Here is a 21,243-nt window from a genome sequence, read left to right on the forward strand (position 1 = left end):
TAGCGTCTCCGCAGGAGATACCCGAAGGGCTTCCCGCTTTCTTAGCACCTGGCGTGCCAAGAACGCCAAGACAAAAACGCCAAGAGGAGAAAAGAGAATGGATCAGGTTTCATCAAGAGGGTTTCAGGGGAATTGGTTTTATAGTTTTTGGAAGTTTTCGCGTCCGCATACGATTATTGGGACGAGTTTGAGTGTGTTGGGGTTGTTTTTGATTGCTGTTGCTGTTAGCGATGGTAGTTATTCTTTATTTCCCCTTTTGGGTGCATGGGTTGCCTGTTTGTGTGGCAATATTTACATTGTGGGGCTGAATCAACTTGAGGATGTGGCAATTGACAAGATTAATAAGCCTCATTTGCCTGTTGCTGCTGGGGAGTTTTCTTTAACGACTGGCAAATGGATTGTCGCTGTGACTGGTGTTTTGGCGCTGGTTGTTGCGTTGCTTCAAGGATCATTTTTATTTGGAATGGTGGCGATTAGTTTGGCGATTGGTACTGCTTATTCTTTGCCACCTATTCGTTTGAAGAGATTTCCGTTTTGGGCGGCGGTGTGTATTTTTTCGGTGCGTGGGGCGATTGTGAATTTAGGACTGTATTTGCACTACAGTTGGGTTTTTGAAAAGAGTTCGTCAATTACAGCGGCGGTATGGGTGTTGACGGTGTTTGTTTTGGTTTTTACTTTTGCGATCGCCATCTTCAAAGATGTCCCTGATATGGAAGGTGACTTACTGTACAATATCAAAACTTTGACTCTCCAAATCGGTAAGCAAGCCGTTTTTAATCTTGCTCTTTGGGTGATTACTGTTTGCTATTTGGGGATGATTGGAGTTGGTGTGTTGCGGCTGGCTGAGGTGAATTCTGTTTTTTTGGTGATGACTCATCTCGTCGCGCTAGTTTTGATGTGGTGGCGGAGTAGACAAGTTGATTTGCAAGAGAAAAGTGAAATTGCTCGTTTTTACCAGTTCATTTGGAAATTGTTTTTCTTAGAGTATCTGATTTTCCCTATGGCTTGTCTTTTGGCTTGAAGATTTCAATAAAATATTACGAACAATCCAATTTATAAAAGTGAGGTAAGTAAGTGTAAATAATTAAACGCGAATTGATATTCTGTTTATTTACGCCCATCTACTTATCATTAGTAAAAAAAATAGAAATTACTTTAATACCTGTTATATCATGTCCGGGTAATGACTTACGATTAAGCGCCAGTTTTCAGCCACCAATGAAAAGCCGTTAAGCCACGGATTAAATCTGGCTGTTGGAGTAAAGATTGACACCGATTAAATAAAACATCCTCTAAATCATGGAGTGTCTCAAAAGATTGATTAGCAATTGGTTCGTCTACTAGACTCCACAGCCTTTCTGCGGGCTGTAATTCAGGTGAGTGAGATGGCAAAAATGTTAAATGTAGCCCTTCTGGAATCTCTAAACTCTTACTGGTATGCCATCCGGCTCGGTCAACAGCTAACATAATGCGTTTCTTAGCACCATTACCAAATTCCTGAGCAAAATCGGCTAAAACCTGATTAAACAATTCTGTATTCACATAAGGAAGAATCCACCAATAAGTTTCTCCGGTTTTGGGATGTACAAAAGCATACAGCCATAACCATTTAAACCGCCAATTCACATCAGCGATTGGTGTTTCCCCTTCTGGTACATAAACTCGTCGCAAAATCGGTTTAAGTCCTAAGCGTTCGCGAAGCGTTGCCGAAGGCATTTGCTCATCCTCACACCACAACTGAACTTCTGCATTCGGATAAGTAGCTTGGATTTGTTCTACTTCTGTTGCGAGTTTTTTTTCCAGGCTTCTTGCTCAAAATAATCACTTTTTGTGTGAGATGGGCGGGGTACTCTGAGTCTAAAAGTCATCTGCCTCAATATCTCCCATCCCCTCTGTCGGCTGATGCCAGTTCCTGTCGCTTGAGTTAACCAATCTGCTACCTTTCTCCCGTTCCATAATCCTCCATCCGGTGCTTTTTCTTGTAACACCTGCCATAACTGTGCTTGCTGGATATCATTTACTAATGGCTGTGTACCTTGATTTAACTGTCTGCGTTAAGCGTAGCTCTGCCCTAGGCAATCCCCTAATCCTTCCACGCCTGACTCGTTGTATCTTTTTACCAATGCGTATATCCATGTTCTGCTGTAGCCAGTGATTTCCTCCACTTCTTCCGTTTTTTTTCCTTGTGCTATTAACCAGATAATCTGATACTGACGGCTTTCTATGCCATCTTTAGCTTGACGGTAAAGTTTTTCTAGCTCTTCTAGACTCAGATGTGCGGCTACACTAATTCGTTTCGGCATTAGTCATCTTTGCACTCACTTCTTTTATCATAAGCGATTACCCGGACATGATATTACCCGGAACATAGGTTTTATCGGTTTTTCTGTTGTCACAAATTCAGAAGCACTAACCGAAAGTGCTGCTGCTATATGTAGTGCATCCATTGCTGCCAAACCATCTAGTTGCCAATGCTGCATCTAGGAGCGAAAAACCCCCACATAACTTACAAAAATTCTTAAATTCTATTTGCTGCTTTTCTAGTTGGTTTGTAAAAATATCGGAATTCGCTGCTCGATATCGTAACTCGTTACAAAAACTTCTTTGAGATTATTTTCTAGAGGAGCATTACCAAAATATTGCCTTAAAATTTCTTCTTTGCTTTCGGAAGGATGTTTCGGCTGAAGAAATATATCCTCTAATGGGCCAAGTAGTCTTTCAAACAATAGCTCATAAAATATTTCTACCCCATACTCAAGAAATAGCTGTAAAAGAAAGATCCTCAGCAGTGTATTCAGCTACTGGCAAGTTATCAGATACATCGGAAGTTAATCGCGGTTTAGTTAGTCCAAGTGCTAAAATTCCGCCACTGGAAGTGCCAGTAATTAAATCAAACAAACTGAATATAGGCTTTTGTGTCCGCCTTTCAATTTCTGCTAGGAGTAATGCAGGAATAATGCCCCGAATACCGCCTCCATCAATGGAAAGTATTTTATATTTGGGACGGGCTTTTGTATTCATGGTTTCTGGCGATTCTTCCCGAGTTAATATTTGTGCTTGTTGGATATTGACGGGATCTTCAGTTTGGTCTGTTTTGGTTTCCTCGTCATGTGGTTCGAGAGCGATCGCAGTTGGAATAATCTCGGGTTCTTCGCTGTTTATTTCTGTCTGTTGAATTTCCTTTGGTTGGTTTTCGTCGTCGCTTACTAACGATACCGTTGCTGCTAATAAATTTGTAGTTAGTGGTGAGATATTTTCTTCAGGAATAACTCCTGTCTCAGTTTGGATCTCTTGTTGAATATTTTCTTGATTGGATGATTCTGCTACAAATGGAACTGGATTTGATGATTATGTTGCGAATGGAATTTCTGCTAAAGTCCAAATAGGATTACCACGAAAATTTCCTTGATAGGACTTTCCCTTTTGGTTTTTGACAGTTGTACCTTGCCCTTCCTCTAATTTCCAGTAAGCCACTAATCCTTCTTCATCTCCGACTATTAGCCCACAACGATGAGTCTGGATTTATGCTTGAGTACAAGGATAATTCCAAACGCTAATGTTTGCTAATTGTCCTTTGAAATAGACTTGTTTATGTAACGTTGCTCCCAGGATTGTAGAACTTGTGGCTTTGTTGAAAGATGAACCTCTAAGAGAATCGTTGTATTCACGCTCGTCAAGATATACGGTTAGCTGACCACTATTAAAAACAATAGCAAAAAAGTGCCATTGTCCTATAGTTAATTCTCCTTGCCCAAAGGTTTTGATATTTTTGCTAACACTTTCATCAATGTAGATATCTAGGCTTCCTGCTTCACTGATGCCGAATTCAAAATTATCGCTATATCTCTCTGAAGAACGGGCAAAAAATACATTGCGCGTCCCGTAACTAGTGGCTTTCTTTGTTAATTCATGTGGAATTACCCATCCTGAAACTGTAAAAGCTGAACTTCCTTGAGCGAAAACGCCGCCAATATCGTTTCTGCCAAAATCTATATAATCATTTAGTCCATCAAATGTTAAAACTGTTTGTGTATTTACTAGGTTTCTCACAAGAGTTTCATCTCCAAATATTAATAATTCGTACTTTTAAATAAGGTGTTTAATATTAATGAACTTCTTCGTTAATATTAAACACCTTTAAAAATAGAAGACAAGAAAAATACACAAGGCTCAATCCCCTAATTTTTATTAATTCAGTAATACTTCTGCGATCGCCGGCGAAATGGGGCAGTGTGGTGAATATATCTCCATCCAAAAAAATTCCCCGACTGGGTTAACTTCGAGGAATACATGGCGACCATCGGGGGTGACAATAATATCAATTGCTCCATAGTTTAAGCCAAAAGAAGCCATAGTGAACAAGAAAAACCCCAATTTTTTAAAAAAGTCGGGGTTCTGAACAAGGACAATTTTTACAAATCAAAATAGAAAACTATTCTTTCACAGGCGAGAATTCAACAGATTGAACAGATTGTCTAACCGCTAAACTCTCAGCCATTTCAACACACTTGAGTTCTTGTCATAGGGGTACGTCAAGCCATTCCTAGTAGTAATAGAATCTCCTTTGCTTGCCTTACTTCTAATAGTGTTAATGGAATAGTTAGTTAATTGACTTATTTCCTTATGAGTGAGCTTTTCACTTGTGATTGTTTCTGTCAATATTTGAGATTCATTTTGCGACTCACTATTAGGCGCGCTTTGAATATTTATTGCTTTTTGATTTCGATAATCCTGCACAGTCACAAGTTGCCAGTTGGAATCTTGTGAAAGTTCCAAAACCCATTGATGATAATCAAACAGACTTTCCCGATGCCCAACACTGATAAATGTTGTTTTCGTTAGTTGTAGTTTTTGATACAAGCTTTCCTCATTTTGCAAATCTAAAGCACTCGTTGCTTCATCTAATATAGTAAAGCTAGGATGAGTAACTAACAGTCGTGCAAAAGCCAAGCGTTGTTGTTCTCCTATCGATAATATATTCTCCCAAGGAACTTCTGTATCAAAGCCATCGACTCGACTGAGTAAGTTTTGTAGGTTGACCTGTTGCAAAACTTCTTTGAGTTCTGCATCAGTCATTTGACGACTGGTATTAGGATAGAGCAATTGTTCGCGCAAAGTTCCCAAAATTATGTAAGGACGTTGGGGTAAAAATAAAACTTCCTCTAAAGGAGGTCGCACCAGACGACCAGTCCCCGCGTTCCATAAACCAGCGATCGCTCTTAATAGAGAACTTTTACCTCGACCACTAGGGCCGACAATCAATAAACCTTCTCCTGGTTGAACAGACAACGATAAATCTTCAACGATTACCTGTTCATAGTTGGGCGTTTGTAAGGTGACATTTTCAAAAGCAAGATGCTTTTCTTCTATTATTTTAATAGTACTGATATTTTCGGGTTGCTTAGTTACTTCTTCTGAAGCATCTGAAAAGTCAGATAAACGCTCAACATAGCTAGAAAATCTTCCCGAAGTTCCAAATTCATTAATTCAATCTGCCATAGCGTTAGCAAACAAACCAGTAGCTAAACTGGCTTGACCAACTTGTCCGAAATCAATTTCACCATTAATATATAATGGTCCCAGTACTAGAAACGGAAATATTTGGATAATAGCCTGATATCCTCTGTTAAAAATTTCCTTACCTCTTTCCCAATTAATCTTGCGTTCAATATTTTTTAGGACATTACTGAATCGGCGCTGAATTATATTTGATTCTTGCTTTTATCCTTGAAAAAAAGCTATCGATTCAGCGTGATTACGAAGATGAGTTAGGGAATAATTATATTCAGCTTTAAGTTCAAGTTCCTCTTGATTAATCTTATTCAATTCTTGAGTTAAATAAATAGCAATCAAATTTCCTATAACCGTATAAACAAGCATAACAATAGCGATCTGTTGGGAAATTGACGAAACAATTACTAAAAAAGCCGTCATTTCCAGCACTTTTTCTAAGAAAGTAGCTGAAAACGAGGTGGTAATCCACTCTCCTTGGGGTGTGTATACTTCTAATCCTCCTCCTTGATCCTGAAATAGTAAGGTGATGCTGCCCAAATCAGTGTGTTCAAAAAAGCGAGTTTGTCCTAGTTTTGGCGCTTGGGAAATGTTGGGATAGTAATTGAAAACTCCGGCGTGGTTTTGCTGAGAATGTAAATCGGTAAAGTAGGAATTTGGTAGTTGCAGGGCGATCGCCAATGCTTCTAGTATATTCAAAGCACATTCTTGGCTAGCTTGAAAGAATTGCTGCAAAACTTGACGAAATGCCGGCGGATTTTCTGGCCATTGATTAGGGACATCCAATGACTCTGTATAATCATCAGCCCCGGATTTGTTTGGGTCAAATTCAATAGTATTTATCTAAAAATAGAATTGAATCTTCTGCCATTGCCTGATTCAAGAATTATTCCTCACGCATTAAATCACAAGTGCTACATAGCGGGCTCGAATTAAATTCATATTCATGTGTTCTACCAATATAATCTTTAACAGAACCCACAATACCTGTTCCATTTACATCTATACAACAGGTGTTGATACTTCCATTCCACAAAACTACAACTCGCTTTTTAGTTTCAAAAATGCACGGCTTTTGCTTTTTTATCGTACTAGTTAAACTTCTGCGTGATGTAGTTTTAGAAGTTACTTGTCCAGCCCAATCATGCTTTTCCTGCTGATGAGGATTATAGGTATAGACGATAGACAAAGGAATAGATTTTTCCTGAAACATTTGTTGAATGCGTTCTTTCTGCCCAATAAGATGTTCCGACAGATAAATATCGTGTATTCCTAATTCAGACAAGCCCCATGCCATTGCCTCATCAAGGAGTATACCGTTGGTGATAAAATTGCACTCAATTCCTTTTGTTTTAGTATAGGCGATAAAATCTAATAATTCAGGGTGAAGTAGGGGTTCTCCAAAATTGTTAAGAAACAAATCTTTTTGTCCACATTCAATTGCTAATTCAACAACATCTACAAATGTAGAAAAAGACATATTTCCTTTCGTTCTACCTTGAGATGGCTGAGGACAGTAAGAACAGGTTAGATTACAAAAATTTGAGATTTAAACTTGATAGATATACATAGTTTTGAAGCCCTAAAATATTAACAACTACTCAATACAATCATTCATTTGTGCGTGGAGTGCATGAGTTTAGTAACATTTGTGGTAAACGGCGCGATCGCCTCCTGCAACAAAAGTGTCAATGCAGTCTTTCCCACGAGAAACCGCCGCCGGTGCAGAAGTACAGTAACCACCAAGATGCTCCCAATCACTCCAGACGGAACCATCCCAACTCTTGCGGTACATTGCACCATCACAGCCAACAGTAAAGATATCTAGCCGATTTTCCGTAACATAAGTGGCAGCGACACCATACTGGCAATACCCTCCCAAATTTTCCCAACCACTCCAGGTTGAGCCATTCCAGTGCTTGTGATAAATCGCACCATCTCCGCCTAAAACAAAGGTATCAATGCAGTCTTTCCCACGAGAAACCGCCGCCGGTGCAGAAACACAGTAGCCTCCGAGATTTTCCCACTCATCCCAGGTTGAACCATTCCATCGCTTGTGGTACAGCGCACCATCAATGCCAACATTAAAAATATCTAGCAAATTCTCACTACCAGAAGCGGCGGCGATTCCATAGTGGGAATACCCGCCAAGGTTTTCCCAACGACTCCATTTTGAACCATCCCACCATGTGCGGTAAGTAGCGCGATCGCTACCTAAAACAAAGGTGTCAATGCGATTCAACCCCCAAGAAACCGCAGCTGGCGAGGAAATACAATAACCACCAAGTCTTTGCCAATCGCTCCAAGTTGAGCCATCCCACCATTTATGCCATAAAGAGCCAATACTCGCTGTGAGTAAAACATCCAGCCGATTCTCTGACCAAGAAGTGGCTGTAACACCATACTGGCAGTATCCGTCTAAATATTCCCCATCAGTAGAAAATATTGGCATATCTTCTTTAGAGGCGGGACTCATCGCCGGAAATGGCATACCCCGATCCTGAGAAATTGCTGCTGTAGTTGGAAAACTGGTTGTCATTGGCCTGTTTTCTTGCTTTGTGTTCTTTGCGTTCTTTGCGGTTCGTTAAAAAACTGACTTTGACAAAGAGTTAAGCCTTAACTGACCCTTATTGCATAACACTTGTGATAAATTGCGCGATCGCTACCCAACACAAAAGTATCAACACGCTTTGGCGCAGAACCAACCGCAGCCGGCGCAGCAATAGAATAGCCGCCGAGATTATTCCACCCAACCCAATTTGAGCCATCCCAGTACTTCTGGTACACAGCACCGTTACGAGCAATGATGTAAATATCTAGGCGATTTTCAATTCCCGAAGCAGCCGCAACACCATACTGGGAATAGCCACCGAGTTTTTCCCAACCACTCCAGCTTGAGCCATCCCAATACTTTTGATAGATGGCGCGATCGCTACCCAAGGCAAAGGTGTCAATCCGGTTTAATCCCCAATAAACCGCAGCTGGTGTAGAAATACAGTAGCCCCCCAGCCTTTCCCAATCACCCCAGATTGAGCCATCCCAACACTTTTGGTATATGGCTCCATCCCAGTTGACGATAAACAGATCCAGCCGATCTCCCCAAGAAGCAGCCGCCACACCGTACTGAGAATATCCGCCAAGATTTAGCCAATCGCTCCAGGTTGAACCATCCCAGCTTTTATGATACACAGAGCGATCGCCTCCAATCACAAAGGTATCAATCCGATTCTCTCCTCTGGCGATCGCAGCTGGTGCAGAAACACAGTAGCCCCCTAGTCTTTCCCAATCACTTCAGACTGAGCTATTCCACTTTTTGTGGTACATAGCGCTATCTTTGCCAATGCTAAAGACATCCAGCCGATTTTCTGCCCCAGAAGTGCCAGCGACACCGTACTGAGAATAGCCGCCAAGATTTTCGCCATCCATTGCAAAGGATGGCATATCTCCTAACGAAGCAGCCCCCATCATCGGGTATGGGGTTGGTGAAGGATAGGGCATACGTACAGAAGCGTCTTGAAGTTCCATTTCAAGCGGTGGCATCTCGTTAGATATTTCCTCTGCCGTTGTTTGGCTTGTTGTCATTTGCTTTTAATTTTTTCAAAACTAAGTTAATAACTTGGAAGCTGAATTAATTACGAATTACGAATTATCTAAAGTATGTAAAATTACTTTGGCAGCTAGTTTATGTCCCGCCGGATTCCAATGACCATCAATATCAAAGTAAAGCTTTTCTTGCTTGCTATTTTTCTAAAATCATCAGTTAAATTGACACAAGTTACATTTTTTCATTTTGCAACATCACATAAACGCTGATACCCAATATCTTCATTTTTGAGCAAACCTACATTTTCAGGAAATAACTGGACGTAATCTTTGATATAAGCTGATTCTTTTGAAGGTACGATAAAAACAAACAGCTTAACTCGATTTTCTTTGGTCAAACGAATGATTCGTGATAATGCCGCTTCTACTTTGAGAACTCCATCAGATGTCAAATAATCGCTATCTACACCAACTCCTGACTCAGGTGTTGCCAGCGATAAATTAAATAGAGTTCAACCATTTTTTGCTTCTTTAAAGATAGATTTTCCAGTTTTTACTGCCAAGCTTTTTTTACTATTTTTCAAGACAAACTGGTAGAGAAAGGTTTTTTCATACCAAGGCGAAAAACTTCTTTCTTTCAGTGTATCATATATCTTTTGACCAATATCCGATGAATAATTAGTCAAATCATTAGCAACTATAGATAAGACGGCTGTCTGAGGTTTATATTTGGCGATCCATTCATTAAATAATGTTTCATATTGAGCAAAAGAATAACCGGGAACACCTAAATTAATTACTGTCTGCTGCAACTCTGATTCTACCAGTCTGGGAAATATTATTTCTTCACTGACCCATTGACCCCATGTAAATGAATCTCCAATAAAATACAAGTTAGATTTTGTCTAATCTCTCCCTATATTGCGAAATCCATAACTATCTGTATTAGCAACTTCTGTAACTTTTGCTTCTTGCCAAATAGTTTTGAAGTCTTTCAGGTTTGATTTAGGTTTGTAACCTAATTGAGCATCTGGTTGAATAAATTGATAAAAAATTTGCGCCTTGGATTTTTGTGGGGCAGCAACTCCAGTAGTAATGGCAAAAGTTTCGATGATTAACAGCCCAACTATAACTCCAGCCAGCATGAGCAATAAATTTTGTAGCCAACGCTTTATTTTTCCCATTAATTCCTACTCTTAGAGGTTGTTTTAAAAGTATTTGGCTGTGATTTTAGGCACTTATTGATTCCCCCTAACCCCCCTAAAAAAGGGGGGTTAGGGGGAATCAAAGTCCTCCTTTTTAAGGAGGATTTAGGAGGATATAGAACCTTTTGATACCGACAAGAGGACTTTTAAAACATCCTCTTACAATTACGAATTACGAATTATTTTGGACAATCCCTTTTCGCACAGTGTTTTAGCAACAATCTCCCCTGCTAACTGATGTCCCAAAGCATTCCAATGTCCGTCGCAACGAAAAGTATTATCAAACCCATGTAAGCAGACATTATTCTGCTCGGCATAAGCCTGAAAATATTCTCCTAGATTAATAGTAGTAAAACCTTCACGTTCTCCTAATGCTGCAATCCGCTTTTCTGGGTAAAACCAATCTGTTAACCCTGACACTTCCTGATGATGACGCACGACAGGATCGGGATTAACTTGCAGGGGAGTTGTTAGCGTTACTACAGCAAAGTTTGGTTTTTTAGTAATTGTTTCATTATATATTAAACTAATTAGTCCTTCTGTTTGTTGCCATTCAGGATCAGTTGCAGTGTTGTATGCAAGCCATTCTGTTTGCTTTAAGAAATTCTGCCATTCAGGGTCAATATAGGGAGAAAGTGTTGCAGGTTGTGTTGCTAACTGGGGGTCTTGTTTTTTATTATCTTGGTGAGGAAGTGGTAAAGCGTATTTTGCTTGTTTTAAAAGCTGTAAAATCCGTAAACGATCTTGAACTTGGAGATAAGCCTGATGCCACCATGACTTTTGTGAGCGATAAATATCCATATTTACAAATGAGTCATCAAGCACCCAATTATCATCTCGATCAACAAAATAGGGTTTCATGAGGGCGCTATTATCCATAGCAGTCTGACTCACCATTTTTTCGGTGAGACTGCGGGAGTTGTTGATGACATCGTTACCTGGATAAAAATTCAGAAGTACGAGGTCTGGTGAATAGTCCCAGACCTTTTCTTGCAAGGCGATCAGTTCTTGATCGGTTCCATAACCATTCACTCCGAAGTTCATCACTTCTACGTCACGACCTGCTAGGGTGGGACAATTTTTCAGTTCGCGTTCAATAACGGCGGCGATTCCTTGTGGTTGTGGCAGCTGGCGTGCTTCTGTAAAAGAATCTCCCAGCAAGGCAATGCGAAAAGTGTTCTCTGGCTTAACCTGCGGATGTTCTTGGTCGTGAAAGCCGTCGCTGTTGTATTGAACATAAGCTTCTCCTTCGTCCCGAACCCACCCAGCCGCATAAGGTCGTCCTGCCCAACCTCTATGTTCATCAATCGTTTTAATCAAGGTCGTATAGTAGAAAAAATCAAGTTAACATTACTAATTTTTAAACATGTTCTCCGCCAAATATTAATTTTCGATCTATATATTGAGACTTACTCTGACTCAAAATCAATGCAGTTAGTACCAAAGGCGTACCAATCAAACCGCGTACTCCAAACTTCTCACCGAGTAGCCAAAAGGAAAAAACGGACGTGAGTACCGGATCGAGGATACACAATAGCGCCGCCTCGGAAGCTGAAATCCATTGCTGACCTATTGTTTCTAACCAGGTAGTACCAGCAGTCCCTACCAGACCGAGATAGAGGACAATGCCATAGTTATTGCTCAGCGTCTCAAATTGCCCGACGCTTAAATCCGGTACTGCCCAGATGGTACTTAACACTGCTACAATCCACAGTTGGATGGCAGTCAAGGATAGGGTTAAGTGGCGTTGTGCCGTTTGCTGAAGTACCAGCATATAAACCCCGTAAATGAAGGTGTCGCCAAACAATAACAAGTCACCCATGCTTAGAGAGCCATTTTCCCAGCACATAATGCCGATGCCTGTGAGGGCAACTCCGGCGGCGAGTAAAGTTTTAAGTAGCAAGGGCTGACCGAATAACGCCCCCAGCAGGGGTACAATGATCACATTTAGGCTGAAAATGAATCCTCCCCGGTTGGCATTGGCAGTTTCCAGCCCCCTCGCTTGGAAGGCGAAGCAGGCGAAAAGTAGAAGTCCTAAAACTATGCCATCACGTAATATTTGAACGTTTAAAGAGCGTAAGTGCGGGGTAAATATTGCTGCTGCAACAGTAAAACGGCTGGCGGTGAGTACAGCTGGTGAAAAGCTAGTGACTGTATCTTTGGTCAGTGGGAAGGTTGTCGCCCATATTAGAGTGACGATCGCGATCGCAATTATGCCCCGAATGTGGAGGGCGTTTTGCGTGCGTTGAGTGCAGTCATCTAGTTTCATGTTATGTTTACCATTCATTTAGACACGTTGCAATGCCCCAGAATTTCTTAGTTCTGCTAAGGTGGCATTGCCAGTACAAAATAAAGCTGTTTCGAGTTCAGCAATCAGAACTTCGACCAACTCATCAACGGCGGATTCCGATTTGACGGCTGCTTCTAAAAAAGGTCGGGCTAAACCTGCTAAATCGGCTCCTAAAGCGATCGCTTTGGCGACATCCAATCCATTGATTAACCCGCCGGAAGCAATCAAGGGAATTGTCGGCGCGTTCCCCCGGATGGAATTGATGCACTCGGCGGTTGGTAAACCCCAATCAGCAAAAGTTTGTCCCAAACGGCGCTGCTTGTTGTCTTTTGCGCGTTGGCTTTCTACTTTTGACCATGAAGTTCCACCTGCACCGGCAACATCAATGGCTGAAACTCCTGCATCAATTAACTTTTGTGCCATCGCCGCAGAAATTCCATTTCCCACTTCTTTGACAACAACCGGAACAGGTAGTTGCTGACAAAGTTGGGCAATTTTACCCAACAGCCCCCGGAAATTTGTATCTCCTCTTGATTGCACACACTCTTGCAGGGGGTTAAGATGCAAAATTAGTGCATCCGCTTCCAGAGAATGAACAAGATGCAAGCAATCATCAAGTCCACATCCATAATTTAGTTGTACAGCTCCTAAGTTCGCTAACAACAAAATGTCAGGAGCAAAGGAGCGCACGGCAAAGGTAGGAGCTAAATGAGGCTGTTCAATCACAATTCGTTGCGAACCAACTCCCATTGCTAATTGGTAGCGTTGAGCAACAATTGCTAAACGAGTGTTGACTAGCTGCGCCAATTCAGTTCCTCCTGTCATCGAAGAAATCAGTACAGGAGCGCCAAGATTTTTACTCAGGAAGGTTGTTTGCAGATTGATATCGCTGCGGTTGATTTCAGGAAGACAGTGATGAGTGAAGCGATAGCACTCAAATCCACTAGTTACCTGCTGAAACTGGACATCTTCTTCTAAGCAGACACGTAGGTGGTCGGCTTTGCGAGTCTCAATTTCAGTTACAGCATTGACTGATGGGACAGTGGTAGTCATAATGGTTTGCGTTGACGACGGGTTATTGGTAGCTTGGTGTAAATAGCCTCCTGAAACTTAGCAACATCAAATTCGGCAATACTAAATACTCCTGTTTTATCGAACAGCCGCGAGGAAACGCTGTCTTGACAGATGTAGTTAACGCGAATTTCCTCATGTAACGATTCCAAAAGCAGTTGGATGTTTGCTAGCTGCGCATCTTCAATGGCTTTACTGTGAAGCTCGTTTGGGTCAAGAACATGACCATAACTGCGAACATGAAAACGGCACTCTCTTGACCGGGCGGGAACTAACGAAAAAGTTTGGACGTGTTCGGGAAATACGCTCAAAGAAAAAGGCATTGGAATTTCTTCTTGCGCTGACATCGAGCAGAAGGCAGAGTAACACAGCGTTTCAGGCAGAGACTCGTTTTCCGCAGCGAAATCTTGTAATTGCTGCTCACGCTCCCAAGAATGTCGAGCGATCGCTTTGGCACAATCATAATATTGTCGCTCGATTGGGGTTAAGCTGGGTGAAGCCGGATCGGGCATCGGAATAATCATGCCGTTAATGCCTTCACAATCACTCGACACTCCAAACCGACGAGTTAAACCTTTGTGCATCATGGGAAAGTGGTAATCTTCTAAAAAGTTTTCCCACAGGAGTTTGTAATCCACCTCCACATTAATGTTATAGCGACCAACTCCACCAATGGGTTGCATATCTTGTAGTTGGTAGGGTTCTAATAACCCAGGTAAATACCAACTATCGGCTAATCTTGAGCCTTCCCAACTAAAGCGAATGAAAATAAATCCATAAAAAATGTCAATATCGATGGGTTCTAAACCGTAGTTGGGTAAACCAAATTTTGGATAGCTTCCCCGTTGTGTGACATCCTGAAGTTTGCCAGCGAACAATTCACCACTTGCAGTGCGGATGACATAGGCTCTTTCACCGATAATATCTAGCCAAGTGAAGTTACCCGGTTGTGGAACTTCGTTGATATGGCAAACAAATTGCCAAGTTGGTTTAATTAAATGCTCAACTTCGAGAGCAAACAATGCTGGATCGCCATAAATCCAGATTGGCAATGCTTGCCTTCTTTGAGATGATTCGGCATATTCTATGTCATCAGCATCAATTTTGGAATACTCAATAGACTTTCCAATGATTTGCTTTTGATCATCATTGCTGTAAACTCCTTGCAGCACTTCATCCAATTCTGCGGTTGACCCATCACTATTAACAGTCAGGATAACCTGTTTGAGTTCCGCAATCAATGACTCTAATATTAATTGCCGACTATCGCTTCTTCCTTCTGAGGTAATCTCTACAATTAGCTGTTTTATTTTCTCTTCTAAATAACCAATTCTCAACCAGAGGCGGATTTGTTCTGGAAGTGTGGCGCTTTCTCCATCTGCATAGCCTGGACTCACAGAATTAAGCAGATTTATAATTTCTACCCCGATATTTTGATGGCTTTCAGGTTGTGATTCTTGCTTGATATGACTATTTTCTGAAAAATTGGCAAAAATTCCCTGATTTTCATCAATTTTGACCTCAAACTCCTGCAAACTGTAGTTTGTCAAATCAAAATCAGCACCAAACTCTCCTCTATTTGCACCTGGTGCATTCTTGCAATGACCATCTATACCATAAGCCCATCCATGATAAGGACAAAGAGCCCATTTATCTACATTTACACAACCCTGACCTTCAAAGACCGGTGCTTGGCGATGAGTGCAGACATTGAGGAAAACGCGAATCCTTCCATCTGCTTGGCGTACAGCCACTAACGGTTCCTGAAAAACCTGAACAGTAATAAAATTTCCAGGCTTGGGAATTTCTGCCGCGCCACAAATAAAATACCAGTTTTTCTCTAGTTCCGATGGTTCAACAAAGATTGAACGTATAATTTTAGCGGCAAAGTAATTATAAACAGTTTTTATCTTAACTTCTGACTGATTTTGTTTGTTATATTCAGCAACTCCATTTAATAAAGATTTATAAATATCTTCAATAGTAGGATTGCCTTTTGCTGATAATAAATTGGTGATAAAACTATTCCATGCTACCTCATTGTTCTTAGGAAAATTAGTTCCCATAGCAACAAGTAAATATTGTTGTTGTCCAACTTCAACAAAAAGTTTACACAGTTCCTTTTCTTTGACTAAAGTCATTTCCTTTTTCCTACTCGATCATCATATTCGGGAGTAATTGTTATGGAATTGTGGCAACAATAGGGAATTGGTGTACCCTAACTCTTCTAATTTACTCAAAATTTTATTTGCGCTTTGGGAAATACTTTCTTGATTAGTTTTGCATTCAACATCAGGTTCAAGAGGTATTTCATATAAATCATCAATTCCAGTGAAATTTTTGATTTCGCCAGTCCTGGCTTTTTTATATAAACCTTTGACATCTCGCTGTTCGCAAATTTCTAATGGTGCATTAACGTATACTTCAATAAAATCTCCAATCCGTCCTTTGACTTCTTCACGAATTGCTCGATATGGCGAGATCACTGAAACCAATACAATCACGTTATTTCTAGTTATGAGTTGAGCTACAAAACCAATTCGCCGAATATTTTCGTTACGATCCTCCTTGCTGAAAGTTAACCCCTTACTTAAGTTTTGGCGAACTACATCACCGTCAACTACCTCAATTTTATATCCTGTGCGTCGCAGTTCTGTTTCCAAAAATTGGCAGATGGTGGTTTTGCCAGCACCACTCAAACCAGTTAACCATATTGTTACACCACGCTGTTTCTCCACCATCCTACCCTTACCCTTTTACTAAACTGCAGTCATAATAACGTAATTTAGCCGCTTTTTTAATCATTCCATGATTAACATGATAGCTAGCTAATAGCTGAGTTTCTAATTCAAAATATTCACCCAGCTTTTGCATATATGATTCAACTTTACAATGCTTGAGATTATGCTCTTCTAAAACAGCCAAGTTCATTTCTTGCTTGGAATACCAAGGATAATGTTGGAGCTTTTCATAGCCTTCACTTTGATTGTTTTCAACTTCATCATCAGTTTGATAAACCAGAGCTTCAATAAATCCTAAAACTGGATAAAACCGAAAAAAAACATTCATTGAGAGGTTATAAATGGGAAAATAATAAAGTACGAATTCTCTCAATACTCTGCTAGACCGACGCATACTCTGATAAGAAATGCAGGAGATTTTGGAAGCAAGCTTATTAACTAAAACTCCTGAATCACGCGCGGTTGTGAGTGTAGCTTTCGAGATTGTCATAAATAATGAATATGGTTGGTGTGAAAAATTCAAACAAAGGACAAAGTGAGGACATGTCTTCTCTTAATAGAAATGAGTTGTCAATAACTTCATTCAATTTCTGCTAGCAGTTCGTCCAACGCTTCTTGGCTTAAACCAACTTCTGGGAAATCTGAAGGGGTATAACCTCCTGCTTCTGGGGATAAGCAGTGGTCAATAATAGCTTCTAAGACTTTCACATAGTTGTTAGCCAAATTTTCTACAGTAGCCTGATGATGGAAAGCTTTGCTATATTTCCACTCCAGCTCTACCTTCAATGACTAATCCATTAACATTCAACAAATGGCGGCGCTGTCCTTTGGGGCTGTGAATAGAACCGCTAGACTCTTGGGCATATTTCCAACCAAGGGGTGCTAGGTGCGTTTGATCGAATTGACCCAAGTAATTAAAGCTCACCTGAGCTTGAGGAAGTAGCTCAAGTTGCTTGCTTATGTCTGGGTTAAGATACCGCAGGATGCCATAGCCAATACCTCGGTTGGGGATGCATCGCAGTTGCTCCTTAACCGACTTGAGAGCTTCTCCAGGATGGTGAAGGTTTGCAAGTTTTAAGCAAACCGGGAATATACTGGTAAACCAGCCTACAGTACGGGACAAGTCTATGTCCTCAAACAAGTCCTCCCGCCCGTGACCTTCTAATTCAATCAGTAGGGAGTCATAGCCTGTCCATCCAGCAAAACTTTGCACTAATGCGGTCAATAGTACATCGTTAATTTGGGTGTTATAGGCGACCGGGACATCCTGCAACAGGGTGCGAGTTTGTTCTGCACTCAGGGATACAGAAACAATGTGACTTGAACCGACAGTGTTTTCTGAGGCAATAGCAGGAGAATCCAATGGTAAAGGAGCAACTGCGAACGACCTTGAGTGCAGCCAGTAATCTAGCTCTGAGTGCAGTCCTTGAGTACTGGCATAATCCTGCAATCGGATTGCCCAATCTTTGAAGGAAGTTGTTTTTGCTCTTAGTTCGATGTTGTTCCCACTATCTAACTGTTTGTATGCCCCAGCTAAATCTTCTAGCAAAACCCGCCAGGAAATCCCATCTACAGCCAAGTGATGGATGACGATGAGCAACCGTCCAGGGGAAGATTTGCCTAAGTTAAATAGTAGAACCCGCAGCAATGGCCCATCTGCTAAATTTAGCGATCGCTGTATTTCATCTGCCTTTAACTCAATTGCCTTTGATTGTTCTGCTTGAGTCAGGTTGGATTAATCAGCGTTAACTAAAGATACCGTATTGCACACATCACTGTTGTACTGTTGCCATTGCGCTGCTTGCTGCACAAGACGATCTACTTTTCCATTGGGCGTAATCGGCAAGGTGTCTAGAATTGTGAAGGATGCAGGCACCATATATTCAGGCAGTTTTTCCTTGAGGAACAGCCGCAATTCTTCTTGAGTGTTGTGCTGCTTGTCTTCTGGGACAACATAAGCCGCCAACCGCTTCAAATTGGGCTTGTCTTCCCTCGCAACGACAACGGCATCTTGGACATGGGGGTGTTGAGTCAGTGCTGTCTCTATTTCCCCCAACTCGATGCGGAAGCCACGGATTTTAACTTGGTTGTCGATACGTCCCAGGTACTCGATTTTGCCATCTGGGAGGTAGCGTCCCAAATCACCAGTTTTGTAAAGACGTGCCTCTTGTTGAGGGCTAAAGGGGTTGGGGATGAATTTTGCTTGTGTCAACTCTGGGCGGTTAAGGTAGCCACGGGCGAGACTGGCTCCACTGACGTGTAATTCTCCTGATACACCAATGGGTACAGGTTGGAGATAGGGGTCTAAGATGTAGACTTGCGTGTTAGCGATCGCCCGACCAATGTGAGGTGAAATATTGTGGTGCTGATGAGTAGCTACCACCCCAGAAGTTGTCACCACAGTATTTTCTGTGGGGCCATAGTTATTCACCACCTGGAACGGAACCAAAGCTGATGGATATTTATGCAACTGATCCCCACCGATCAGGATGGTTCGTACAGCTAGATTTTCAGTCCATTCTAGGGACAAAAACTCTTCTGCTAGGGGCGTTGGCAGAAAACTGATGGTAATTTGTTTTGATATCAGCCAATCTCGCAGTTCTATGGGTGAGTTAATTACCTCAGTTGCAACTAAGTATATGCTCGCTCCTGCTGTCAAGTAAGGCCACAATTCCCACCTGCTAACTGAGTGGCTCGATCTAATGAACTGATTTCAAAGGTTTTTTGATGCCAGAACACCAAATTTAGCAGTGCTTGATGGGCAACCACTACTCCCTTCGGCTGTCCGGTGGAACCAGAGGTATAAATTACGTAAGCGGAGTTAGTTGTTTGCACATTGCTGAGGCAATTGTCTCGACTCGACTGAGAAATAATCTGCCAATCCCGATCTAGACAGATAACTACTGCTCCATGCTCCGATAGCTGGGTAACTAATCGCTGTTGTGTCAACAAAACCTTAACTTGCGAATCTTTCAACACGAAGGCGATCCGCTCTGGGGGATATGTTGGATCGATAGGAACATACGCACCGCCTGCTTTGAGGATGCCGATAATCATTTGTAGCGATCGCTCGACGCAAATTCCCACCAATACTTCTGTTCCGACTCCCAAGGTTTGCAGATAGTGCGCTAATTGATTGGCGCGATCGTTCAACTCCCCATATGTCAGAGACTCATTCTCATACACCAGTGCGATCGCATTACTGTTTTGTTCTACCTGCTCCTCAAATATTTCATGGATACATTTTGTGTCAGGATACGCTGTGCAAGTATCATTCCATTCCACTAGCAATTGATGACGTTCATGCTCAGTTAGCAACGGCAATGTACCCACTGATGCTTGCGGATTGGTGACAATTCCCGCTAATAATGTCTGGAAATGACCAGTCATGCGGGCGATTCTATCTTCATCGAACAAATCAGTGTTATATTGCCAAAATGCCTCCAGGGAGTTTCCTTCGTTTGTGTTTGTTTCCCACATTTGTAATGTGAGGTCAAACTTGGCATTGACGTTATCTAGATGTAGAGGAGCGTAAGCGAAGCTCGCCGTAGGCATCGCTAATTCAGGCGTTTCTAATTGCTCCATTGGAGCATTCTGCAATGCAAACATGACCTGAAACAGGGGACTGTGGCTGAGACTACGCTCTATTTGCAAAGCTTCGACAATCTGCTTTGACTTGATACTGGCGTTCTTGGGGAACTTGTTGCAAAAATTCGAGAATATTTTGATGGCTAATTAGCCAAACGAGTTCAGCGAGTTCTCGCCTATTGAAGGGATGTTGATATGGAAATGTTTGCTCTACTCTGGCTTCTTCATAAGAGCGCATCGTTGCATAAGGATGACGCACAAGGTGTATGTAGAGTGGGCTTTGGAAGTTTATTTCCGCTCGTTTGAGGGTCTCTAAATCTATGGAGTAGGAGGGGGTCTTATCTACCAAGATTTTATCGCCCAGCCATTGCTGTATAAGTTGGTAGAACTGCTTTGTGGTGATATTTTTCGCTTCTAATTCTTCCATAAGTGCGATCGCCTCTTCTGGAGTGCACCCACGGATTTGCATAATTGTCCGAATCGTCCCTTCCATCCAAAAGCTGTAACGTCCAGAAAACGCTGCTTTTCGTTCCCCAAGTGTATTGAACGTCAGCAATTCCAATTCTGGAGGCGCGAACAACTGCGGATTTCCCCCCAGGATAACGCGCAGTAAAGTAGAACCGCTACGATGAGGCGAGAGGATAAAGATAGCTGGCTGGTTTTTGATTGCGTCGTCATCTATTGGGGGAGCTATGGAGGGAATCAACGAGCGCATTTGCAAAACTTTAGCTTCATCAATACGCTCTTGTGGTAGTTCACTAATTGCAGTTATTTCCTTACCCAGGAGTTTTGCTGCTGTTTGTGGGTAGTGTTCTTCTATGTAACTTGCTAGTTTAGCAACTGTCCTAGTATCAAATAGGACAATAAAATGAATAATTTCGTTTAGTTGTGCTTGCAGTTTATTAATCAGAATCGCTCCTCGAATCGAGTCGCCACTTAGTTCAAAGAAGTTATCATCAATACCCACTCTGTCTAGTTTGAGGGCTTCTGCGAATAAATGTGCGATCGCCTTCTCTATAGGAGTGCGAGGAGCAACGAATTCTATATCTAACTGAGGACGTTGGCGCTGTTGTCGTGATGCAATCTCTTTGAGGATGAGTTCGGGGCTGTAGAGATTCCGAGCAATGCGCTCAAAGAAGTCTGCAAAGGAGGCTCTTTTTACCGAGCTATCAGATTTTGGTTCTTGCTCAGAATTTTTATCTACGATAAATCTGTCGGATATAAGTATTTTATTTTATTCGGACGAGGTTGCTTTTACATCTTCTTGAACTACGCCATCTATCTCGGATAAAAG

At 41.7% G+C, this 21,243-nt stretch carries 22 protein-coding genes and 4 pseudogenes; 1 reads left to right on the top strand and 25 read right to left on the bottom strand.

Features of this window, described 5'->3' with window-relative positions:
- Positions 1 to 97 precede the first annotated feature (97 nt).
- Positions 98 to 1,021: a homogentisate phytyltransferase gene (locus AC5590_RS25325; protein WP_169266135.1), complete on the top strand. Its 924-nt coding sequence runs from the start codon at positions 98 to 100 to the stop codon at positions 1,019 to 1,021.
- A 173-nt stretch (positions 1,022 to 1,194) separates the two neighbouring features.
- Here AC5590_RS25325 and AC5590_RS25330 read toward each other — a convergent pair.
- The 25 genes and pseudogenes from AC5590_RS25330 to AC5590_RS25450 all read right to left on the bottom strand — a co-directional run bounded on the left by AC5590_RS25330 (position 1,195) and on the right by AC5590_RS25450 (position 21,177).
- Positions 1,195 to 2,303: pseudogene (locus tag AC5590_RS25330) on the bottom strand (IS630 family transposase).
- A gap of 27 nt (positions 2,304 to 2,330) precedes the next feature.
- Positions 2,331 to 2,480: a hypothetical protein gene (locus AC5590_RS25335; RefSeq protein ID WP_169266136.1), complete on the bottom strand. Its 150-nt coding sequence runs from the start codon at positions 2,478 to 2,480 to the stop codon at positions 2,331 to 2,333.
- A 274-nt stretch (positions 2,481 to 2,754) separates the two neighbouring features.
- On the bottom strand, positions 2,755 to 3,021 hold the full coding sequence (locus AC5590_RS25340) for a patatin-like phospholipase family protein (protein WP_441293680.1): 267 nt from the start codon (positions 3,019 to 3,021) through the stop codon (positions 2,755 to 2,757).
- 327 nt (positions 3,022 to 3,348) lie between these two features.
- Complete coding sequence (locus AC5590_RS25345; protein WP_441293681.1) at positions 3,349 to 3,474, bottom strand: hypothetical protein; 126 nt, start codon at positions 3,472 to 3,474, stop codon at positions 3,349 to 3,351.
- A gap of 48 nt (positions 3,475 to 3,522) precedes the next feature.
- The gene (locus AC5590_RS25350; protein ID WP_441293682.1) at positions 3,523 to 4,050 is read right to left on the bottom strand and encodes a LamG domain-containing protein; all 528 of its coding nucleotides are present in this window, start codon (positions 4,048 to 4,050) and stop codon (positions 3,523 to 3,525) included.
- Between the two features lie 138 nt (positions 4,051 to 4,188).
- A pseudogene (locus tag AC5590_RS25355) lies at positions 4,189 to 4,362 on the bottom strand (MvdD family ATP-grasp ribosomal peptide maturase); the annotation flags it as partial.
- A gap of 120 nt (positions 4,363 to 4,482) precedes the next feature.
- A pseudogene (locus tag AC5590_RS25360) lies at positions 4,483 to 6,297 on the bottom strand (ABC transporter ATP-binding protein/permease).
- A 100-nt stretch (positions 6,298 to 6,397) separates the two neighbouring features.
- The gene (locus tag AC5590_RS25365) at positions 6,398 to 7,060 is read right to left on the bottom strand and encodes a radical SAM protein (protein WP_169266162.1); all 663 of its coding nucleotides are present in this window, start codon (positions 7,058 to 7,060) and stop codon (positions 6,398 to 6,400) included.
- A 90-nt stretch (positions 7,061 to 7,150) separates the two neighbouring features.
- Positions 7,151 to 8,050: a PLL family lectin gene (locus tag AC5590_RS25370; RefSeq protein WP_169266137.1), complete on the bottom strand. Its 900-nt coding sequence runs from the start codon at positions 8,048 to 8,050 to the stop codon at positions 7,151 to 7,153.
- A 77-nt stretch (positions 8,051 to 8,127) separates the two neighbouring features.
- Positions 8,128 to 8,790: pseudogene (locus tag AC5590_RS25375) on the bottom strand (PLL family lectin); the annotation flags it as partial.
- A 12-nt stretch (positions 8,791 to 8,802) separates the two neighbouring features.
- Entirely contained in the window at positions 8,803 to 9,093 is a 291-nt protein-coding gene (locus tag AC5590_RS25380) for a hypothetical protein (protein WP_169266139.1), read from the bottom strand.
- A 203-nt stretch (positions 9,094 to 9,296) separates the two neighbouring features.
- Positions 9,297 to 9,506: a hypothetical protein gene (locus tag AC5590_RS25385; RefSeq protein WP_169266140.1), complete on the bottom strand. Its 210-nt coding sequence runs from the start codon at positions 9,504 to 9,506 to the stop codon at positions 9,297 to 9,299.
- A 60-nt stretch (positions 9,507 to 9,566) separates the two neighbouring features.
- Positions 9,567 to 9,947, bottom strand: a complete 381-nt coding sequence (locus AC5590_RS25390; protein WP_169266141.1) for an SGNH/GDSL hydrolase family protein — start codon at positions 9,945 to 9,947, stop codon at positions 9,567 to 9,569.
- Between the two features lie 12 nt (positions 9,948 to 9,959).
- Positions 9,960 to 10,238, bottom strand: coding sequence for a hypothetical protein (locus tag AC5590_RS25395; protein WP_169266142.1), 279 nt, complete (start codon positions 10,236 to 10,238; stop codon positions 9,960 to 9,962).
- 186 nt (positions 10,239 to 10,424) lie between these two features.
- Positions 10,425 to 11,579 (bottom strand): SGNH/GDSL hydrolase family protein, encoded by a 1,155-nt coding sequence (locus AC5590_RS25400; protein WP_169266143.1) that lies wholly within the window; start codon positions 11,577 to 11,579, stop codon positions 10,425 to 10,427.
- Positions 11,580 to 11,619: 40 nt separating this feature from the next.
- Positions 11,620 to 12,528, bottom strand: coding sequence for a DMT family transporter (locus AC5590_RS25405; protein WP_169266144.1), 909 nt, complete (start codon positions 12,526 to 12,528; stop codon positions 11,620 to 11,622).
- A gap of 18 nt (positions 12,529 to 12,546) precedes the next feature.
- Positions 12,547 to 13,602 carry a type 2 isopentenyl-diphosphate Delta-isomerase gene (gene fni / locus AC5590_RS25410; protein WP_169266145.1) on the bottom strand — a complete coding sequence of 352 codons (1,056 nt, stop codon included), beginning with the start codon at positions 13,600 to 13,602 and terminating at the stop codon, positions 12,547 to 12,549.
- A complete protein-coding gene (locus AC5590_RS25415) occupies positions 13,599 to 15,761 on the bottom strand; it encodes a Rieske 2Fe-2S domain-containing protein (protein WP_169266146.1) in 2,163 nt (720 codons plus the stop codon). The genes fni and AC5590_RS25415 overlap by 4 nt, the downstream gene beginning before the upstream one ends.
- Positions 15,762 to 15,782: 21 nt before the next feature.
- The gene (gene cysC, locus AC5590_RS25420) at positions 15,783 to 16,361 is read right to left on the bottom strand and encodes an adenylyl-sulfate kinase (RefSeq protein ID WP_169266147.1); all 579 of its coding nucleotides are present in this window, start codon (positions 16,359 to 16,361) and stop codon (positions 15,783 to 15,785) included.
- Positions 16,362 to 16,368: 7 nt separating this feature from the next.
- Positions 16,369 to 16,851, bottom strand: a complete 483-nt coding sequence (locus AC5590_RS25425; RefSeq protein ID WP_169266148.1) for a hypothetical protein — start codon at positions 16,849 to 16,851, stop codon at positions 16,369 to 16,371.
- A gap of 89 nt (positions 16,852 to 16,940) precedes the next feature.
- A complete protein-coding gene (locus AC5590_RS25430) occupies positions 16,941 to 17,147 on the bottom strand; it encodes a hypothetical protein (RefSeq protein WP_169266149.1) in 207 nt (68 codons plus the stop codon).
- Complete coding sequence (locus AC5590_RS25435) at positions 17,119 to 18,042, bottom strand: condensation domain-containing protein (RefSeq protein WP_498824135.1); 924 nt, start codon at positions 18,040 to 18,042, stop codon at positions 17,119 to 17,121. Before AC5590_RS25435 ends, AC5590_RS25430 begins: the two co-directional genes overlap by 29 nt.
- Positions 18,043 to 18,096: 54 nt before the next feature.
- Positions 18,097 to 19,032, bottom strand: a complete 936-nt coding sequence (locus AC5590_RS25440; RefSeq protein ID WP_256379345.1) for an amino acid adenylation domain-containing protein — start codon at positions 19,030 to 19,032, stop codon at positions 18,097 to 18,099.
- A complete protein-coding gene (locus AC5590_RS25445; RefSeq protein WP_282453069.1) occupies positions 19,017 to 20,015 on the bottom strand; it encodes an AMP-binding protein in 999 nt (332 codons plus the stop codon). The genes AC5590_RS25440 and AC5590_RS25445 overlap by 16 nt, the downstream gene beginning before the upstream one ends.
- The gene (locus AC5590_RS25450; protein ID WP_348982722.1) at positions 19,999 to 21,177 is read right to left on the bottom strand and encodes a sulfotransferase family protein; all 1,179 of its coding nucleotides are present in this window, start codon (positions 21,175 to 21,177) and stop codon (positions 19,999 to 20,001) included. Before AC5590_RS25450 ends, AC5590_RS25445 begins: the two co-directional genes overlap by 17 nt.
- Positions 21,178 to 21,243: the final 66 nt, after the last annotated feature.

It is taken from the genome of Brasilonema octagenarum UFV-OR1 (assembly GCF_963888615.1).
Lineage (GTDB): Bacteria > Cyanobacteriota > Cyanobacteriia > Cyanobacteriales > Nostocaceae > Brasilonema > Brasilonema sennae.

What these genes read in the sequence shown, in the direction of transcription:
- AC5590_RS25370 (WP_169266137.1), bottom strand. Translation starts at nt 8,050, where the DNA reads ATGACAACCAGTTTTCCAACTACAGCAGCAATTTCTCAGGATCGGGGT.
- AC5590_RS25405 (WP_169266144.1), bottom strand. Translation starts at nt 12,528, where the DNA reads ATGAAACTAGATGACTGCACTCAACGCACGCAAAACGCCCTCCACATT.
- AC5590_RS25335 (WP_169266136.1), bottom strand. Translation starts at nt 2,480, where the DNA reads ATGCAGCATTGGCAACTAGATGGTTTGGCAGCAATGGATGCACTACAT.
- AC5590_RS25415 (WP_169266146.1), bottom strand. Translation starts at nt 15,761, where the DNA reads ATGACTTTAGTCAAAGAAAAGGAACTGTGTAAACTTTTTGTTGAAGTT.
- cysC (WP_169266147.1), bottom strand. Translation starts at nt 16,361, where the DNA reads ATGGTGGAGAAACAGCGTGGTGTAACAATATGGTTAACTGGTTTGAGT.
- AC5590_RS25380 (WP_169266139.1), bottom strand. Translation starts at nt 9,093, where the DNA reads ATGACAACAAGCCAAACAACGGCAGAGGAAATATCTAACGAGATGCCA.
- AC5590_RS25325 (WP_169266135.1), top strand. Translation starts at nt 98, where the DNA reads ATGGATCAGGTTTCATCAAGAGGGTTTCAGGGGAATTGGTTTTATAGT.
- fni (WP_169266145.1), bottom strand. Translation starts at nt 13,602, where the DNA reads ATGACTACCACTGTCCCATCAGTCAATGCTGTAACTGAAATTGAGACT.
- AC5590_RS25425 (WP_169266148.1), bottom strand. Translation starts at nt 16,851, where the DNA reads ATGACAATCTCGAAAGCTACACTCACAACCGCGCGTGATTCAGGAGTT.
- AC5590_RS25340 (WP_441293680.1), bottom strand. Translation starts at nt 3,021, where the DNA reads ATGAATACAAAAGCCCGTCCCAAATATAAAATACTTTCCATTGATGGA.
- AC5590_RS25395 (WP_169266142.1), bottom strand. Translation starts at nt 10,238, where the DNA reads ATGGGAAAAATAAAGCGTTGGCTACAAAATTTATTGCTCATGCTGGCT.